This window comes from Neptunomonas sp. XY-337, from assembly GCF_004959845.1.
Lineage (GTDB): Bacteria > Pseudomonadota > Gammaproteobacteria > Pseudomonadales > Balneatricaceae > Neptunomonas > Neptunomonas marina.
This window is the reverse complement of the sequence record NZ_SPLL01000003.1, coordinates 241,774-257,690: the sequence shown is the minus strand read 5'-3', so window position 1 is coordinate 257,690 and position 15,917 is coordinate 241,774. Positions and strand designations below refer to the sequence as shown.

The window sequence follows — 15,917 nt, the reverse complement described above, 5'->3', positions numbered from 1 at the left end:
CAGTATGTCCGATATTAATGACCAGCTTGGCGAATTGCTCATCGAGCAGGAAAAAATCACCAGTCGCGACTTTGAGCGTGCACTGGTAGCTCAGCAAGAGATGGGAGATCTGTTAGGCCAGGTGCTTGTTAAACTTGGCTTAGTTTCAGAACAAGATGTTTGCCGCGCATTGAGCGAGGTATTGGACGTTGAGTTGGTCGCTGCCGAGCACTTTCCCGAGCAGGCAGTGCGCATCGAAGGGTTGTCGGAAGAGTTTTTGCTGAGTAACAATCTGGTGCCGCTATCGGTTGATGAAGCCAGCGTGCGTGTCGCAACGACGTTGCCTCAGGATGCTTACGTTGCGAAAGCGTTATCGATGGCAACAGGTAAAATGGCGATCATGTGCTTGGCGCTTGAAGCTGATATCAAGCAAGGTCAGCAGAAGTACTTGGAGGCGAACACTGATGATGTGGAAGCTGCAGCTGAGCAAGATCTGTTCGCTGGGGATGATGAGTTTATCGAACACCTGCGTGACCTCGCGAGTGAAGCGCCGGTTATCCGCGTTGTTAACCAGATTATTCACAAAGCGCTTGATATTGGTGCCTCTGATATCCATATCGAACCTTTCGATGACGGTTTGCACTTGCGCTACCGTGTGGACGGCGTCATTCAAGAGATGCCAGACCCGCCGCCATTAAGCCAAGCCGCAGCGATTGCATCCCGTATCAAACTGTTAGCCAACCTCAACATTGCAGAGCGCCGCTTGCCTCAGGATGGCCGCATTATGACGCGTGTTAAGGGGCATGAGCTTGATCTGCGTGTGTCTACGATTCCCACGGTCCACGGTGAGAGTATCGTGATGCGGGTGCTAGATCGCCAGAGTATTCAGCTCAGCCTCGAGAATATGGGGTTTAGCGCTGATACGTTGGTCAAGTACCAAGAACTATTGGCTAAGCCTCACGGTGTGTTACTGGTCACAGGGCCCACAGGTTCCGGTAAAACAACGACCCTGTATGCGTCCTTGGCATCGATGGATGCTCAGGCAGCGAAAATTGTGACCGTTGAAGATCCGGTGGAGTACCAGTTGACCGGTGTGAACCAAATTCAGGTACAGGCGAAAATCGATCTGACATTTGCCGCTGCGCTGCGGTCAATCTTGCGACAAGACCCTGATATCATCATGATTGGTGAGATGCGTGATACAGAAACTGCGCAGATTGGTGTTCAGTCGGCGCTTACTGGGCACCTAGTACTGTCGACGCTGCACACGAATACTGCGGCGGGTGCTATTACACGTCTTGAGGATATGGGGGTCGAGCGTTACTTAATCACCTCGTCAGTGAATGGTGTGTTGGCGCAACGCTTGATTCGCAAGTTGTGCGACCATTGCAAAACACCGGTTGAACTCACGGATTTTGAAGCGCGCGAGAGTGGTCTCGGCCAGTTTATGCCAGACGGTCAACGAACGGTTTATCAAAGCACTGGATGTGCTGTATGTCAGGGTTCAGGCTATCAGGGTCGTACCTCAATTCATGAGTTGTTTGTTATGGATGGCGCAATGCATCGAGCTATTTCAGAAGGCGCTGATGCTACTCAGTTACATCGTGTTGCCCGTCAGGCAGGGATGATAACGCTCTATGAGGATGGGCTACGCAAGGTGGCTGCAGGTGTCACTTCGTTAGAAGAGGTTTTACGTGTGACCCAAGATCAGGCTGCAGAGGACTAGCAGCAGATGCCAGATTTTTACTACAAAGCGGTGAAGCGGGATGGCTCTATTCACGAAGGAACCATCGCTGCTGAATCGACTGAAGCCGCTGGGCGGCAGTTGCGTGCACAGGGGTTATCTCCGGTGAAATTGGCAGCAGGGCAGCAAGCCAAAGTAAAAAGCGCATCCACCGCTCGTACTAATTTGGGCGCGAGCGACGTTTTGTCTTTCACGAGTGAGCTTGCGGTTTTGTTGCGGGCTGGACTGCCTATTGATCGCGCGATGAAGGTGCTTATCGAAATGAGCGCTAAGCCCGAGCAAGCTGCCATGCTGAATGACCTGCTGGAAACGGTCAAAGGCGGTAAGGGTCTCAGCCAAGCGTTAACGCGATACGAGAGTGTTTTTGGCCATTTTTATATCAACATGGTGCGCTCCGGCGAAGCCAGCGGTCAGCTATCTTCCGTTCTTGAGCGGCTTGTCGAATATTTAGAAAATGCTAAGGCTGTGCGCAGCAGCGTTGTATCGGCGCTAATTTACCCGGCTATCTTGTTGGTGGTTGCAACGTTGTCTATTTTGGTGATGTTGGGTTTTGTTGTGCCTCAGTTTGAAGCCCTGTTTGCTGACATGGGAGATGCATTGCCTTTGCTAACGCGTTGGGTGATCGACTCGGGCAACTTTATTAAAGCCTATGGTCTTGCCTTGATGGCAGGAGCATTTGTTATTGGCTTTTTAGTGAGACGTTGGCTTGGAACACCAACCGGCAAAGCTTGGAAGGATGCAAAGCTTATCAAAGCCCCCCTCATTGGTGGTGTGTTGTTTAAGTATGAGATGGCAAAATTCTCCCGCACGATGGGAACTCTGCTAGGCAATGGTGTGTCACTGTTGCAGGCCTTGGGGATCGCCAACGAAACGGTGGAGAACGAGCGAGTGCGTGCTGCGCTCGCTGAGCTAGAGCCTGCGGTCAAGCGTGGTGATCGGATGTCACAAACGCTGCAAGCTAGTGATTTCTTCACGCCGATGGTAATCCAAATTGTGCGTGTGGGGGAGGAGTCTGGGCGCCTTGATGATATGATGCTCGAGCTTGCGAAGGTCTACGATACTGAAGTTCAAGCGGGCGTCAAAAGAGGGTTAACGCTATTGGAGCCTTTGCTGATTTTGCTGATGGGGGGCTCTATTGCGGTGATTATTATAGCGATCTTGATGGGTATTCTATCGGTCAATGATTTGGCAATTTAAGTTTGCAAGCTCAGCATGTTAGTTGCGCTTGGAGTAGGAATAGATAAAGAGGTTGGTTCGTGTCTTTGAAAACGGTTTATAGAGCACAAAGTGGTATCACATTGGTCGAGATGTTGGTTGTGTTAGCTATCATCGGGCTATTGGCTGGCCTTGTGGGGCCGGCTGTGTTGAATCAGTTGGGCGGTGCAAAGTCGAAAACAGCAGCGGTTCAAATCAAGGATTTTGAGCAGAGCTTGGAGATGTTTAAGCTGGATGTTGGGCGTTTCCCAACAACAGATGAAGGTCTAGATGCGCTTGTTAACAAACCTTCTAGTGCAACAGGATGGAACGGCCCATATTTGAAATCTGGAGTACCGCAAGATCCGTGGAAACGTGCCTACGGATATCGTTACCCTGGACAGAAAGGTGAGATGGATATCTTTTCGCTCGGTCAAGACGGTGCGCCAGGTGGCGACGGTGAAAATGCTGACGTTGGTAACTGGAAGTAACCTGTACCATGCAACGTGGTTTTACATTACTTGAGATACTTGTTGTTTTGGGCATCGCCGCAGTTATGTTAGGCGTGTCCGGACCCTATGCTCAAAAGATGTACCAAACCATGCAGTATCACGGTGCAGTCAAGGACGTGATGACTGTACTGATTGCGGGGCGCTACGAAGCGATATCGCACTCTGAATCTGTAGATGTGCGTTTTGATCCCCAAGCGCGCACGGTGAACGTCGGCAGTAAAAAGATTCAGTTACCAGAGAATATACAGCTATCTGCTGCGACGGCGCGGGAGTACAACCGCCTCTATGATGGCAATTTGGCGGTCGTTCGCTTTTTTGCAGATGGCTCCTCATCGGGTGGTTCTATCTCCCTAGTGCGTGAGAGTGGAGCGGGTGTTCAGCTCACCGTCGACTGGTTGCTGGGTAGTGTGTCGCAAGCGAAACTGGCTGAGAACTCAGCCTTATGAAGGGCCTTTGCTCCGCTTCTTCAGATCGCCAGCGTGGCTTTTCTCTATTAGAAATGTTGGTTGCGATCACTATTTTGGGCTTCTCCTTGGCCGCGCTCTATCAGGCAGCGGGGACGGCCACAAGATCAGTGGCTGTGCAGGAGCAATACGTATACGCAACTGAGCTAGTACGCTCTCTGGTGGCTAATTACCAAACGATCGAGAGAAATGCGGAGATACGTGGCGAGACTGATGGCGGCTTTCGTTGGTCGGTGACATCAGAAGATACAGTGCTGGATAACTCGCAATTTTCACAAGGCACACTTCAAACCCTGCGTGTTTCGGTGCGTTGGGATAGCTTTCCGAATGGAAGGGAAGTTGTTGTATCAACCATCGTAGCAGGACGTGAGCCATGAAGCATCCGACCAAAAGGGAGCGTGGGTTTACCCTTGTGGAGGTGTTGATCGCGCTAGTGGTTCTCTCTTTTATGATGGCCGCCGCCGTTGCAAGTATTCGTACTTTAGCTACCACACAGGAAAAGGTTGAGCAGCGACTGGTGCAGCTAAACGAGATACGCCAAGTATCGGGCTTTTTACGCACAGCGCTGAGTAACGCAATGCCCATCCAAGCAAGTTTAGAGGGGATGTCGGGTTACGGTACATATCTATCGGGTGGTCCTAAAGAGGTTATTTGGGTAGCGCCAGCTACGATGGGTGTGCTTGGCGGCACCTTTGTATTTCGGCTTTTTCATGAGGACGATAAGCTCAAGTTAGCATTTGCACCCTACGAAAACGGTATTACTGAGCCTGACTGGCAGTCACTAGAGGCGCAAACGCTATTAGATAAGGTAGATGCTTTTACCATTAGTTACGGTGTTGCGTATGCTGATGAGTTGCTCGATACGTGGGAGTATCAATTAACTTTGCCGTCACGGGTTGCGCTTAGCTTAAAAGTGAACGGTAAGTTTTGGCCTGAGCTGGTGGTGGCGCTCAAGGATATCCAGCTGTTATGAGTAAGATGAAAGGGGTTTCATCTCAACAGGGGGTGGCTCTCGCGCTGTTACTATGGATTATTGCGGCGCTGAGTATATTACTGGCAGGTGTGCTGTATCAGGTTAAAGTCGACACTAAAATGACGCAGTGGCAACGCACGCAGGTTCAGGCTGAAGCGTTGGGTGATGCTGTCATCCAACTACAGATGGCGAGAATTGTCAGTGAGCCGTCGCTGCTTGGTGGCGGATATGCTGAGTTCGATGTCGAGTTTGATGAGCGCGTTGCTCAAGTTGAGTTTGTGCCTGCCGCTGGCTTAGTCGATATTAATAGGGCGTCCCGCGAGGCATTGGTACGCTTGTTCGTTGCAAGGGCAGGATTATCTGAGGCTCAAGCTGACCAGCTTGCTGACGATATTCAACAATGGCGGTCTTCCAGTAACCTTGAAGAGGATGATAGTTACAGTGAGCAGTCCGGCAAATTTAAAAGGGGTGGGCTATTTGAGGCGCCAGAGGACTTAATGCTCGTTTCGGGCATATCTCGAGAGCTGTATGACCGCATTAAGAGTGTTATTAGCGTCGCGAAAACCGGTGTTGCCGAAGTAAATACGGCAGCGGCGCCACCCGAGGTGCTTGCATTTATTGTCGATGATCAAGAGCAGTTGGCGGACCTACTTGCTCAGCGCCAACGAGATGTTCAAAATACGCTGCTTGCAGGTTCGGCGGGTACGGAATTTAGAGTAAGGGCAAAAATGCAGATTGATGGAGATTACGTAGTGCGAACCCGCTGGGTGAGAATAGGGAGAGCTGGTCCAGATGGACTACCATGGCTGTATTACCGGGTTGAGCCTGTGTCCCGTGCTCGTAACAAAGATTCTGCTGTAGAGGAGAGTGCCTGATGTCGGACGCCCAGTGGCAGTTTCTCGGTTATGATATCCGTGCCGGTTTTCGTTATATCAAGGCGGGCTGGAGCGACTTTTTCTCGTCGGACGCCTCACCCGTTGCTTCATCCTTGCATGAGCCTGTGTTGGTACATGAGAGCGAGACCGAGCGTTATGTTGTGTTGGCGGGTAAAAAGGTTGCGGGGGGTTCTGCGAAGTACGAAGCGGTATTGCTACCGGCCTCTATTAGCCTGATCAAACATCTGTCGTTACCCGTGAGTGCCGAGTCAGATATCGACTCTTTTATTGGCTTGGAAGTTGAGGCTTCAAGCCCGTTTCCGCAATCTGATACGCTTTTCGGCTGGAAAGTTATTGACCGGTCTGATGGGCAGCTGTCTTTGGTTCTTGCCATCAGCAGTGCACGGCTCTCTCAGCAATTTATCGATACGATACCGCTAAGCAATCGTGCTATGCCGTCTGAAACTTGGGCCAAGACCGAGGCCGGAGAGTTTATCGCCTTTCAAAGTGAGGCATATAGCGATCGGGTGAGTAAGCAGCGCGGTAAGCAGAAGTGGTTAGTACTTGCGATGGCCTACGTTATGTTGGCGTTGGTTGCTATCGCTGCTGTGCCGGTGGTAGCGAAGTTTCTTGAAATGCGCGAAGTGCGTCAGCTTTATAATAGTCTTGAACAGCAAGCGAACCCTGTAGCAGCCGTGCGTGGTGATCTGGCAATTTATAATCAGATGGCGACAGAGCTGAACCTTATCGGTGCGCAGCAGGTGGATGCGATTGAGTTGCTGGATACGCTCTCATCGCTATTGCCAGATGATACTTATTTGCTTTTGCTCGAATACAAAAATGGCGGCATCCGTTTAGATGGGCGCTCCTCTAATGCTGCTATGCTGCTACAGCAGTTGGATAGATCTGGGGCATTCGCAAAAGTTGAGTCGATAGCGGGCATTCGTAAGGAAGGGCGAACAGGGAAAGAGCGCTTTTCTCTGTTGATTACCCCTCTCCGCGAGGAGGGTTCTGAGTAATGCGTAGTATGTTAGCGTCACGCTCTTTTCGAGTGGTATCTTTCACTTGTGTGCTTTTACTCATTGCTTTTGCGTTAGTCTGCGCAGATCTATTTAGCCGTTATGATCGCTATCAGTCTGAAATAGATCGCATGATCCCAAGAATTGAACGCTTTAAAGGGTTGGTAGTCTCTAAAGAGCAGCTACAGCAAGCGGCCGGTTCCTCTGCTGCGACAGTCAATCAAGCAGTCTTCCCCGCGGCGACCGCTGATGCTTCTGCCGCGGCTGAGCTTCAGCGCATTGTTCGCGATATGCTGCAACAATCCGGAGCAAGTGTTACCGGCAGCCAAACACTGCCATCAGCAGTGGATGGCAGCTTTGTACATATCAAGGTCGATGTGACTGCTGTTAGTGGTTTAGCGGAGCTAGAGCAGTTTCTGCAACAGCTAAAAGGGCAAAACCCCGCGGTGTTTTTAGAGTCTCTTACCCTACAACCGATAAGAGCCAGGCGAGGTGCTCCAGAGGCGCAAGCCGTGACTGCGCGTATGAGAGTATTTGCTCTTAAAGGTGGAGCATAAGCATGAATTTTTTTAAAGTTTTAGGAATGCTTGCTGCGGCGCTTAGCGTGGTTGTGATTGCAGTTGCTTGGTTCTTCCTAGCGCAACAAGAAGGGGCCCAAGATCAGGTGGGTCTTAAGCGCCCCTCCAGCGACTCGATGATGGCGGTGGAACTCTCGACTGCAAGTGACGCTAAGCAGGCGTCAAGTAACTTTTTAGATAGACCCGTCTTCTGGGAGTCTAGGCGTCCTGTCGCGGAAGTAGAGGTGGCGGTAGTTGAAGAGCAGGCAGCGCCATCTCAGTCCATTGATGACTTTATGTTGGTAGGCGTTTTTCATGCTAACAAACGTGAAAACTCCGGTGTAATTGGGCGTTATAAAGGTGACGCTATCCGGCTAAAAATGGGTGAATCATTGCAAGGCTGGACCTTGGACTTGATGGCGCCAGATGCAGCAGTGTTTGTTAACGACAAGGGTGAGGATCTAACGGTTGTTTTGCAGCACCAATCCCCCAAGGCTCCATCTCGGCGAATACCGCCTCCGCCGCCGCTAGGGATAGAACGACCAGCCCCAGCTAAACAAGACAAAGAATAAAGGTGTTGCTCGTTTGAGTGATTGATCACCTGAGTAAAGGCTATACAAACATGGTTTATAAAATGTTGAGTAATAAACTCCCCCTTGTTGGGTTAGCGGTCTTTATCGCTGGGTGTGGGCTAAATGAGAAGCCCCAGCAAGGAGAGCAACAGCTGGCAGTGCCACTAGGAAATGAGCCGGTCTTAATTCGCGAGTATCAGGCGAAAGTAGAGTCGCCAGCTCAGGAGCAGCCGGCGCAAGCTAAAGCGGAAAATGCAGCTGATCAGCCAGCAACCTATTTAGGGTCAGGAAAGTTCATCAAAGCACCCAAGGTGCGTGAACCTATAAAGCTGTATGGTGAAGCCGTTTCCATCAACTTCGAGCAAGCTCCGCTGATTGAAGTCGTGCATGCTGTGCTTGGCGATATCTTGGAGCTCGACTATATCGTCGAACATCCGATTCAGGGTGAAGTAACGGTGCGTACTCGTACGCCAGTGAAGCGTGATCAGCTGTTGACTATTCTTGAGTCTTTACTCAAGTCTAACGGTGCATTGTTGGTGCGTGATGCAGATAATCGTCTTTTTGTTAGTAGCTCACCAAATATAAGTAAGATTGCACCTACGCTATCTAATGCTCGCTCGCAAGGTGCAGGCTTTTCCACAACGGTCATTCCTTTGCAATTTATTGGCGCGGCTGAGATGGCTGAAATACTGAAACCCGTTGCTGATGATACTGCGTTTTTGCGGGTAGACCCAAAGCGGAATCTGTTAATTTTGGCCGGTACGCGAGCCCAGATGCAGGGGTGGATGGATATCATCAACACATTTGATGTTGATGTATTACAGGGTATGTCTGTTGGTATTTACCCACTGAAATATGCCACAGTCGCGGATGTTGAGTCCGCACTGACCGAGCTGGTTGGTGCGGTGGGCGAAAATGCGCTGGCAGGCCAGGCGTTTCGTGTTTTGCCGTTAGAGCGCCTTAATAGCGTGCTCGTTATTACGCCACAACCTCGTTACTTATCACAAATAGAGATGTGGGTGAAACGCCTTGATCGAGCACCGAGCTCGGGCTCAGAGAAACGCTTGCATGTGTATCCTGTGCAAAACGCCACCGCAGAGCATCTTGCAGATTTGCTAAGCAAGGTCTATTCAGGGAGCGGAAGTAGCAGTGGCTCGAAGCGCTCTGTTGCACCTGGTCTTTCGCAAGAAAAGGTTACATCAGGTGGTAGTAGTACGAAGAGCACGGATAATAATAGTTCAAGTAGCGGTAACTCGAGCGCAACCAGTGTCTCTTTTGGCGATGTGAATGTTGTGGCAGACGAGGAGAATAATGCACTTTTGATCTACTCCTCTACGTCTGAGTATGAACGTATTGAAGCGTCGCTAAAGCAATTGGATGTGGTGCCGACACAGGTGCTTATAGAGGCAAGTATTCTGGAAGTGACGCTGACGGATAACTTCAAGTTTGGTGTGGAGTGGAGCTTCAAAGACAACCTGAGCGGCGGCAAAACCGGGACAGGCTTGTTAGGAAACACAAAAAATGCGATTGCCGCGCAGCTACCGGGCTTCTCATACACGGTGGCCGACAGTGCAGGTAATATCCGGGCTGTACTGAATGCGCTTTCGGAGCAGTCACTGCTCAACGTGATATCCACACCGTCTATTATGGCACTGGATAATCACCAAGCGTCTATTCAGGTGGGGGATCAGCAACCAGTACGAACAGGGTCGTCGACGAATGCCGATGGCGATGTGCTTACCTCAAGCGTTGAATTTAAAGACACAGGGGTGAAACTATCTGTCACACCTTCGGTCAATGCTGGTGGGTTGGTATCAATGGATATCGAACAGTCTGTTACGGATATCGGCACGATCGATGAAGCGACAGGGCAGCGTGCTTTTAATACGCGAGAAATTAAAAGTAGAGTTGCAGTTCGAAGCGGAGAGTCTATAGTGTTAGGCGGTTTGATTCGAGAGAATCAGACGGACTCGAAGATCGGCTTACCAGGGCTGCACACGGTGCCGGTTTTGGGGCATCTGTTTGGTAACACAACTGAGAACGGCACCAGAACAGAGTTACTGGTTATCATTACGCCACGAGTGTTATCTAATGAGCAGGAGTTGCGTGATCTGAGTCAAGAGTTGAGGTCTAGAATGCGTGGATTCGAACTGATAGAGTCCGAGCTTTGATAGTCTGTAGCTTAGTTGGTGCTTTGTAATAATATTTAAATAATTTGTAAGCAGAGTATGAGATACAAACGTTTTTCTAGAGGTCTCTTGAATAAAACGGGTGGCATTATTGGTGCACTTGCCTCTTTATTCGTTGCTGGAGCCGCAATTGCGGATCGAGCAGATGATGTCAGTACGGTTCGTGAGCTGTCTACTCAGCGTTTGGACGCGTTGCTGGCGGGTGACTTTGAAAGGGCTTACCACTTTACATCGCCTTTGTATCGGCAGTTTGCTTCGCTCGATGAGCATATGCAGAGAATTCACGGTGCAAAGTTTTGGAAAGCTGCTACAGTTGGAGCTGTCAGCTGTGAAGGTAAACGCTGCGAGATTAAAGTAAAACTCGATTACATCATGGCTTCAAACGGCCAGATGTCACAGACAGTCCTAGATGAGGTCTGGATCGAGAAAAATGGTAAATGGTGGATCTATTATTCACTACGATAGCTAAGTCTTAACAAGTTTTATAACAGTGAGTGTCTACCGCTTTTTAATACTTGTTTTTAGCTGTAAAATTTAAGAAAGTTCAGTTGTTTGGGCTAATTACGTGTGGTAGATTAAGAAGCTGCTTTTTGTGGCATATTATTGCTACATAGCCTGATTTGCTGAATAATTAGGAAGATGATTTTCAGTATGGGTAAGAATTACGATGTTCTGCACAACTGGTAAATTAAAAAAAAGCAATTTGGATCGTTGTAAACCTAGGAGCAACACAAAATGACGAAAAAACTTTTACCTTTAGCGCTGGCTGCAGCGACTGGTCTGGCTGCTACGGCTGCTCAGGCAGTTTACCTGAACACAGATGGCGAAGGTCAGGTTCTGATTTACCCTTACTTCACAGTAGAAGGTGGTCAGAATACACTGATCAACGTGGTTAACACTACTGGCGAAACTAAGGCTGTTAAGGTACGTATCCTTGAAGCAATGAACTCTCAAGAGGTTCTTGACTTTAACCTATACCTGTCTCCAGAAGATCACTGGTCAGCTGTTATTTCTGCGAACGATAACGGCGGCGCAAGCATCCTATCTAACGATACGTCTTGTACTGTTCCAGCAGCTATTTCTGAAGGCACAGCTATCGAGTTCCGTAACTTTGAATACCGTTCTGATCAGCAAAACACTGGTGTTGATCGTACGCGCGAAGGTTATGTTGAAATCATCGAAATGGGTGAAGTAAGCGATACTGACCTTGAAGCAGCTATCGAGCACCAGAATGGTGTTCCAGCTAACTGTGGTGAGGTAGTTGCAGCATGGCAGGGTAGTGGTCCATTCACAGCAGGTCCAACTGCTGCGATGAACCCGCCTGCAGGTGGTTTGTACGGCTACGGCGTACTGATCGATCCAGCTGAGGGTACAGATGCAACTTACGACGCAGTAGCGTTGGAAGCATTCTCTGCTCTTCCAGTTCACACTGACCCAGGTAGCTTGGATCCATCTTTGGATGGTGCTGTTCCTCCGCAGGCTGAAATCGCTAACGGTAACACTTACGTTACAGCTAGCTACACAGACGGTATTGACGCTGTAAGTGCAGTTCTAATGAGCCGCTCTATTGCGAACGATTACGTTCTCGAGCCAACTATTGGCGCAGGTACTGACTGGGTTGTTACATTCCCAACTAAGCGTGACTACGTAGCAGTTGATCCAGCAACAGCTCCTTTCACAGCTCCTTGGGACGCTGAAAATACTCAGTCTTGCGAAGAAATCTCTATCACGTACTACGACCGTGAAGAAGGTTCTCAGCAACCAAACGCTCTAGACTTCTCACCGCAGCCACCAGCAGCAGCTCCACTGTCTCTTTGCTACGAGGCTAACGTTATTTCTTTCAACAACAGCGACGTACTACAAGCGTCTGATCGTGTTGCTAAGAACCTAGCGTTGGATTCTGGCTTTGTTAACGGTTGGATGACTATCGATCTGGGTGCACAAGCTGGTGCTCCAGCGGGTACTCGTGAGCTAGCAGATACTACTGCTTCTCCGAACACAATCGTTCTTAACGGTCTGCCAGTTGTTGGCTTCGCTGTTCAGCAGTACGTGAACAACGCTGTAACAAACGGTGTTAAGGCTAACTACGCTGGTCTGGTCTCTCACAAAGTTACTCGTGAGCTAGAGACTCGTTAATAGCATCTCTACTTGTACTAAAAACGCAGCTTTTGCTGCGTTTTTTTTTTGCCTGCGTGAAACTTTCTTGTTTGTAGATGTTCTTAGTTTGGCTATCTAGTTCGTTATCAACTAGACTATATAGGAAGTTATTAAGTAAGCAGTTGGTTTGTGTATCAACAGGCTAAGTAAGAGGTTATATATGCGCAATAAGTTAGTAATAGCTATGGGGTTGGTAGCATCGTTAAATCCCTTAGCAGGCAATGCCATTGATGTTACTGTGAATGGTGTAACAAAGTCTGTAACAACGGTTACTATCCAGCATACAGCTTCTGGAGTACAGATTGATACAAACCCAGCCGTAGAGTTTTCTAGCGGTGGTGGCAGTGGAAACAATACTCCAACAGCAGTCGCTGACTCACAAACGACCGCAGAGAACACGCCGGTTACCATTAATCTAGTCGCTAATGATACAGATAGTGATGGCAGCATTGATCCGCAAACGGTAAATATCGTATCACAGCCTTCTGGTGGTAGCTTAGGTACCGTAAGCAACAGCGGTACTGTCCAATACACACCTAACGGTGGCTATATTGGTAATGATTCCTTCACGTATACTGTACGTGATAATGAAGGAGCTCTATCCAATACAGCGACTGTTTCCATTGCCGTTGGCGATGTCAGTGAACTGCCTGTCGCAAATGCAGATAATGCAACAACAGATGAAAATACTCCGGTTATCATCAATGTGTTAAGTAACGACACCGACAACGGAACACTAACCCCATCCTCTGTAGCTATAGCGTCATCGCCATCCAATGGTGCGACGTCAATAAATACAGCTAACGGCGCGATTACTTACACGCCAAATAATGGTTTTACGGGTAGTGACTCCTTCACTTACACAGTACAAGATAATGACTCTCGTGTTTCTAATACAGCGACGGTGACTGTAGCGGTTAATGCTGTATCTGCATGTGGTGCGTTGCCAGCGGGTGTTGAAATTGGAACTCCAATTAATTGGGGTAATCCGGGTAATCAACAGCGTATCGGCATTGCTGGAAACAAGACTGTGGCGATGGAGTTCACCGCGACGAACAATTCTGCATATTATGGTTTCGCTTCTATTGCCTCCACAACGGGTAACTCTGGTGTAACGCGTGAAGTGTGGATTTCTAGTTGTCCTGGTGTTGGATATAGTGATGCTGTTTCTAGAACGTGCGGTAAAAATGGTACTAGTTCCACAAAGGTTTATTGGGAGCAGAGTAATACGAAAGGTTATGCGTGTGACCTAGTGCCGGGCGAAACTTACTATTTAAATGTGAAAAACGTAAACTGCTCAGGAACGTGCGACGTTTTCCGTAACTTATATAATAGTGGTAATCCATAAGGATATTCTTATATTTCGTTTGTTAAAGCGCCTTTATTGGCGCTTTCTACGTTTAGGTGAAAGATGAAGAAACAAGTTTTATGTTTAGTGCTTTTTGCGGCTGCTTTGAATGTGAATGCGAACTCGAATGTTGTGTTGAGCAGCGGTGATATCAACATTACAACCGAAGATGTCGTGCGTTACTCTCATTTTGCAATTCCAGAAGCCCGTAGAGCTGATGCGCTCAAGCGCCCAGGTATAGTCAGGGAGATGGCTGAAAACTTGCTCATTATTCGTACTATGGCCCTTGAAGCTGAGAAAATTTCTTCAGTAGATGAAGCTCAAATTAAGTGGGCTGGGGAGCTCTATAAAGATAGAGAACGTATGAACGCGGCGTTTAAGTATGAAGAACAGGAGCTGCTATCAGCGGTTGACTTTGAAGCCGTCGCTGAGGAAGCGTACCTTGCCGATAATAAAGAATTTGTCATAGGCGAGCAGGTTGGGGCTTCACATATACTCATTAAGACGATCAAGCGTTCAGAAGATGAAGCTAAGAAGTTGGCAGAAGATATTCGCGCCTCGATTATAGCAGGCAAAGACTTCACTGAAGCCGCAAAAGAGTTTTCAGAAGATCCATCGGTCAAAAGCAATGATGGCGATCTAGGACTTTTCGCTCGGGGAAAAATGGTTAAAGCCTTTGAAGAACAGGCTTTTGCGCTAGAAAATATCGGTGATATTAGCCCAGTTATTCGAAGCCCATTCGGCTTTCATATTATTCGCCTTAATGAGCGTGTAAGTGCAGCGAAAAAACCGTTTGAAGCCGTGAGAGAAGACTTGATCGATAAAGTTAAAGGGCAATTGATAGCACAACAAAAGAAACGTCGTATCACCGCTATTCGCTCTTCTGCTGATATTGTTTTGAATCAGGATCTCTTAGAGCAGCTTAAGAAAGAGCTTGACGCAAACTAAGTGTCACCCCTGCCTTAGCGGCAGGGGAAGATAAGGTGTCTATCCATTGCAGAACCCCATCATCAGCCTCGAGAATGTCGCTAAGCAGTTTTTTAGTGGTCACAATCCTCATGGACGGTTGTTTAATTACCTTTTAGATCGGCCCTATGGTGAAGAGCATGCTTTTACTGCATTGCGAGCGATCAGTTTTACGCTTTCACGAGGCGAAACTGTTGGTATTATCGGTCGTAATGGAGCAGGGAAGTCAACGCTGCTGCAGATCATCTGTGGCACACTTTCACCTAGCTCGGGATCGATATCGGTAGAGGGCCGTGTTGCTGCGTTGCTAGAACTTGGTGCTGGTTTTAATCCCGAGTTTACTGGTCGAGAAAACATCTACCTCAATGCCGCAATTTATGGGCTGACGCGTTCTGAAATTGATGAGAAGCTGGATGCTATCATTGAGTTTTCCGGTATCGGGGACTTTGTTGATCAGCCGGTTCAGCATTACTCAAGCGGCATGTTTGTTCGCTTGGCCTTCTCTGTGATCGCTCATGTCGATGCTGATATCTTGATTATTGATGAAGCGCTGGCTGTAGGTGATGCGCTGTTTGCTCAAAAATGCATCCGTTTCTTGGAAGAGTTCAAGAAAAAAGGCTCGATTCTCTTTGTTAGCCATGATTCGGGTGCGATTACGCGTTTGTGTGATCGGGCGATATGGCTCGAGAAAGGCCATATGCGGATGATTGGTGATGCGAGTGAAGTGTCAGAGGCGTATTTAGAGTATCTGTACTCGCAGCAACAGGATGTGGAGCAGGTTGTTACTGCTAAAACACTAGAAACCCGTGGAGAGTATTCCGCGGATCATAGCTGGGTGGATGCGCGTGATGAGCTTTTTCAGCAATCAACATTACGTAACGATATTGATATCCTCCGTTTCGATGAGAGTGGAAAAGCGTTTGGTTCTGGTGCTGCTACGATAGCTGATGTGCTGTTTCGTAATACTGCCGGCCAAGCGGTATCTTGGGTTGTGGGCGGGTCGCAAACTTCGCTAGAAGTGGTGATTCATCCGGAAACCGATATTGATAACTTGATCGTTGGCTTTCTAGTCAAGAACCGTCAAGGGCAGGTGCTGTTTGGTGAGAACAATTGTGTTTTTGATCAAGACAAGCCGCTTTGTGTTAAGGCTGGGAAGCACTACCGAACACGCTTCACGTTTATGATGCCCTATTTGCCTGAAGGCGATTATGTGATCTCGGTTGGAGTGGCATCAGGAACACAGTTAGAGCATGTCCAACATTGCTGGAGGCATGATGCACTGGTATTCTCTGTGACCGGTAGTCATGTTGTGCACGGGCTGTTTGGTGTCCCTGTGGCTGCTTGTGAGACAACACCAATCGATTAATG

Annotated in this window: 16 protein-coding genes; all 16 read left to right on the top strand. The window is 48.6% G+C overall.

Translation table 11 applies throughout. From position 1 onward, the window contains the following. Positions 1 to 4 precede the first annotated feature (4 nt). The 16 genes from E4L36_RS08320 (at position 5) to E4L36_RS08245 (ending at position 15,915) form a co-directional block, all read left to right on the top strand. Positions 5 to 1,705, top strand: a complete 1,701-nt coding sequence (locus E4L36_RS08320) for an ATPase, T2SS/T4P/T4SS family (RefSeq protein ID WP_169051508.1) — start codon at positions 5 to 7, stop codon at positions 1,703 to 1,705. Between the two features lie 6 nt (positions 1,706 to 1,711). Then, positions 1,712 to 2,920, top strand: coding sequence for a type II secretion system F family protein (locus tag E4L36_RS08315; RefSeq protein ID WP_136680235.1), 1,209 nt, complete (start codon positions 1,712 to 1,714; stop codon positions 2,918 to 2,920). A gap of 59 nt (positions 2,921 to 2,979) precedes the next feature. Further along, the gene (gspG, locus tag E4L36_RS08310; protein WP_240770694.1) at positions 2,980 to 3,408 is read left to right on the top strand and encodes a type II secretion system major pseudopilin GspG; all 429 of its coding nucleotides are present in this window, start codon (positions 2,980 to 2,982) and stop codon (positions 3,406 to 3,408) included. Between the two features lie 8 nt (positions 3,409 to 3,416). Further along, positions 3,417 to 3,875, top strand: coding sequence for a prepilin-type N-terminal cleavage/methylation domain-containing protein (locus E4L36_RS08305; RefSeq protein ID WP_136680234.1), 459 nt, complete (start codon positions 3,417 to 3,419; stop codon positions 3,873 to 3,875). Further along, the gene (locus E4L36_RS08300; protein WP_136680233.1) at positions 3,872 to 4,270 is read left to right on the top strand and encodes a type II secretion system protein; all 399 of its coding nucleotides are present in this window, start codon (positions 3,872 to 3,874) and stop codon (positions 4,268 to 4,270) included. The genes E4L36_RS08305 and E4L36_RS08300 overlap by 4 nt, the downstream gene beginning before the upstream one ends. Continuing rightward, on the top strand, positions 4,267 to 4,866 hold the full coding sequence (locus E4L36_RS08295; RefSeq protein ID WP_136680232.1) for a prepilin-type N-terminal cleavage/methylation domain-containing protein: 600 nt from the start codon (positions 4,267 to 4,269) through the stop codon (positions 4,864 to 4,866). The genes E4L36_RS08300 and E4L36_RS08295 overlap by 4 nt, the downstream gene beginning before the upstream one ends. After that, positions 4,863 to 5,741 (top strand): type II secretion system protein GspK, encoded by an 879-nt coding sequence (locus E4L36_RS08290; protein WP_136680231.1) that lies wholly within the window; start codon positions 4,863 to 4,865, stop codon positions 5,739 to 5,741. The genes E4L36_RS08295 and E4L36_RS08290 overlap by 4 nt, the downstream gene beginning before the upstream one ends. Next, the gene (locus tag E4L36_RS08285; RefSeq protein ID WP_136680230.1) at positions 5,741 to 6,760 is read left to right on the top strand and encodes a PilN domain-containing protein; all 1,020 of its coding nucleotides are present in this window, start codon (positions 5,741 to 5,743) and stop codon (positions 6,758 to 6,760) included. The genes E4L36_RS08290 and E4L36_RS08285 overlap by 1 nt, the downstream gene beginning before the upstream one ends. After that, entirely contained in the window at positions 6,760 to 7,317 is a 558-nt protein-coding gene (gene gspM, locus E4L36_RS08280) for a type II secretion system protein GspM (protein WP_136680229.1), read from the top strand. Before E4L36_RS08285 ends, gspM begins: the two co-directional genes overlap by 1 nt. Positions 7,318 to 7,319: 2 nt before the next feature. Next, positions 7,320 to 7,889, top strand: coding sequence for a hypothetical protein (locus tag E4L36_RS08275; protein ID WP_136680228.1), 570 nt, complete (start codon positions 7,320 to 7,322; stop codon positions 7,887 to 7,889). A 62-nt stretch (positions 7,890 to 7,951) separates the two neighbouring features. After that, positions 7,952 to 10,060, top strand: coding sequence for a type II secretion system secretin GspD (gspD, locus tag E4L36_RS08270; RefSeq protein ID WP_169051507.1), 2,109 nt, complete (start codon positions 7,952 to 7,954; stop codon positions 10,058 to 10,060). Between the two features lie 87 nt (positions 10,061 to 10,147). Continuing rightward, complete coding sequence (locus tag E4L36_RS08265) at positions 10,148 to 10,543, top strand: hypothetical protein (RefSeq protein WP_136680226.1); 396 nt, start codon at positions 10,148 to 10,150, stop codon at positions 10,541 to 10,543. A gap of 270 nt (positions 10,544 to 10,813) precedes the next feature. Further along, positions 10,814 to 12,214 carry a hypothetical protein gene (locus E4L36_RS08260; protein ID WP_136680225.1) on the top strand — a complete coding sequence of 467 codons (1,401 nt, stop codon included), beginning with the start codon at positions 10,814 to 10,816 and terminating at the stop codon, positions 12,212 to 12,214. Between the two features lie 181 nt (positions 12,215 to 12,395). Then, entirely contained in the window at positions 12,396 to 13,583 is a 1,188-nt protein-coding gene (locus E4L36_RS08255) for a cadherin-like domain-containing protein (RefSeq protein WP_136680224.1), read from the top strand. A gap of 63 nt (positions 13,584 to 13,646) precedes the next feature. Beyond that, the gene (locus tag E4L36_RS08250; RefSeq protein WP_136680223.1) at positions 13,647 to 14,531 is read left to right on the top strand and encodes a peptidylprolyl isomerase; all 885 of its coding nucleotides are present in this window, start codon (positions 13,647 to 13,649) and stop codon (positions 14,529 to 14,531) included. A 46-nt stretch (positions 14,532 to 14,577) separates the two neighbouring features. Then, positions 14,578 to 15,915, top strand: a complete 1,338-nt coding sequence (locus E4L36_RS08245; protein ID WP_136680222.1) for an ABC transporter ATP-binding protein — start codon at positions 14,578 to 14,580, stop codon at positions 15,913 to 15,915. Positions 15,916 to 15,917: the final 2 nt, after the last annotated feature.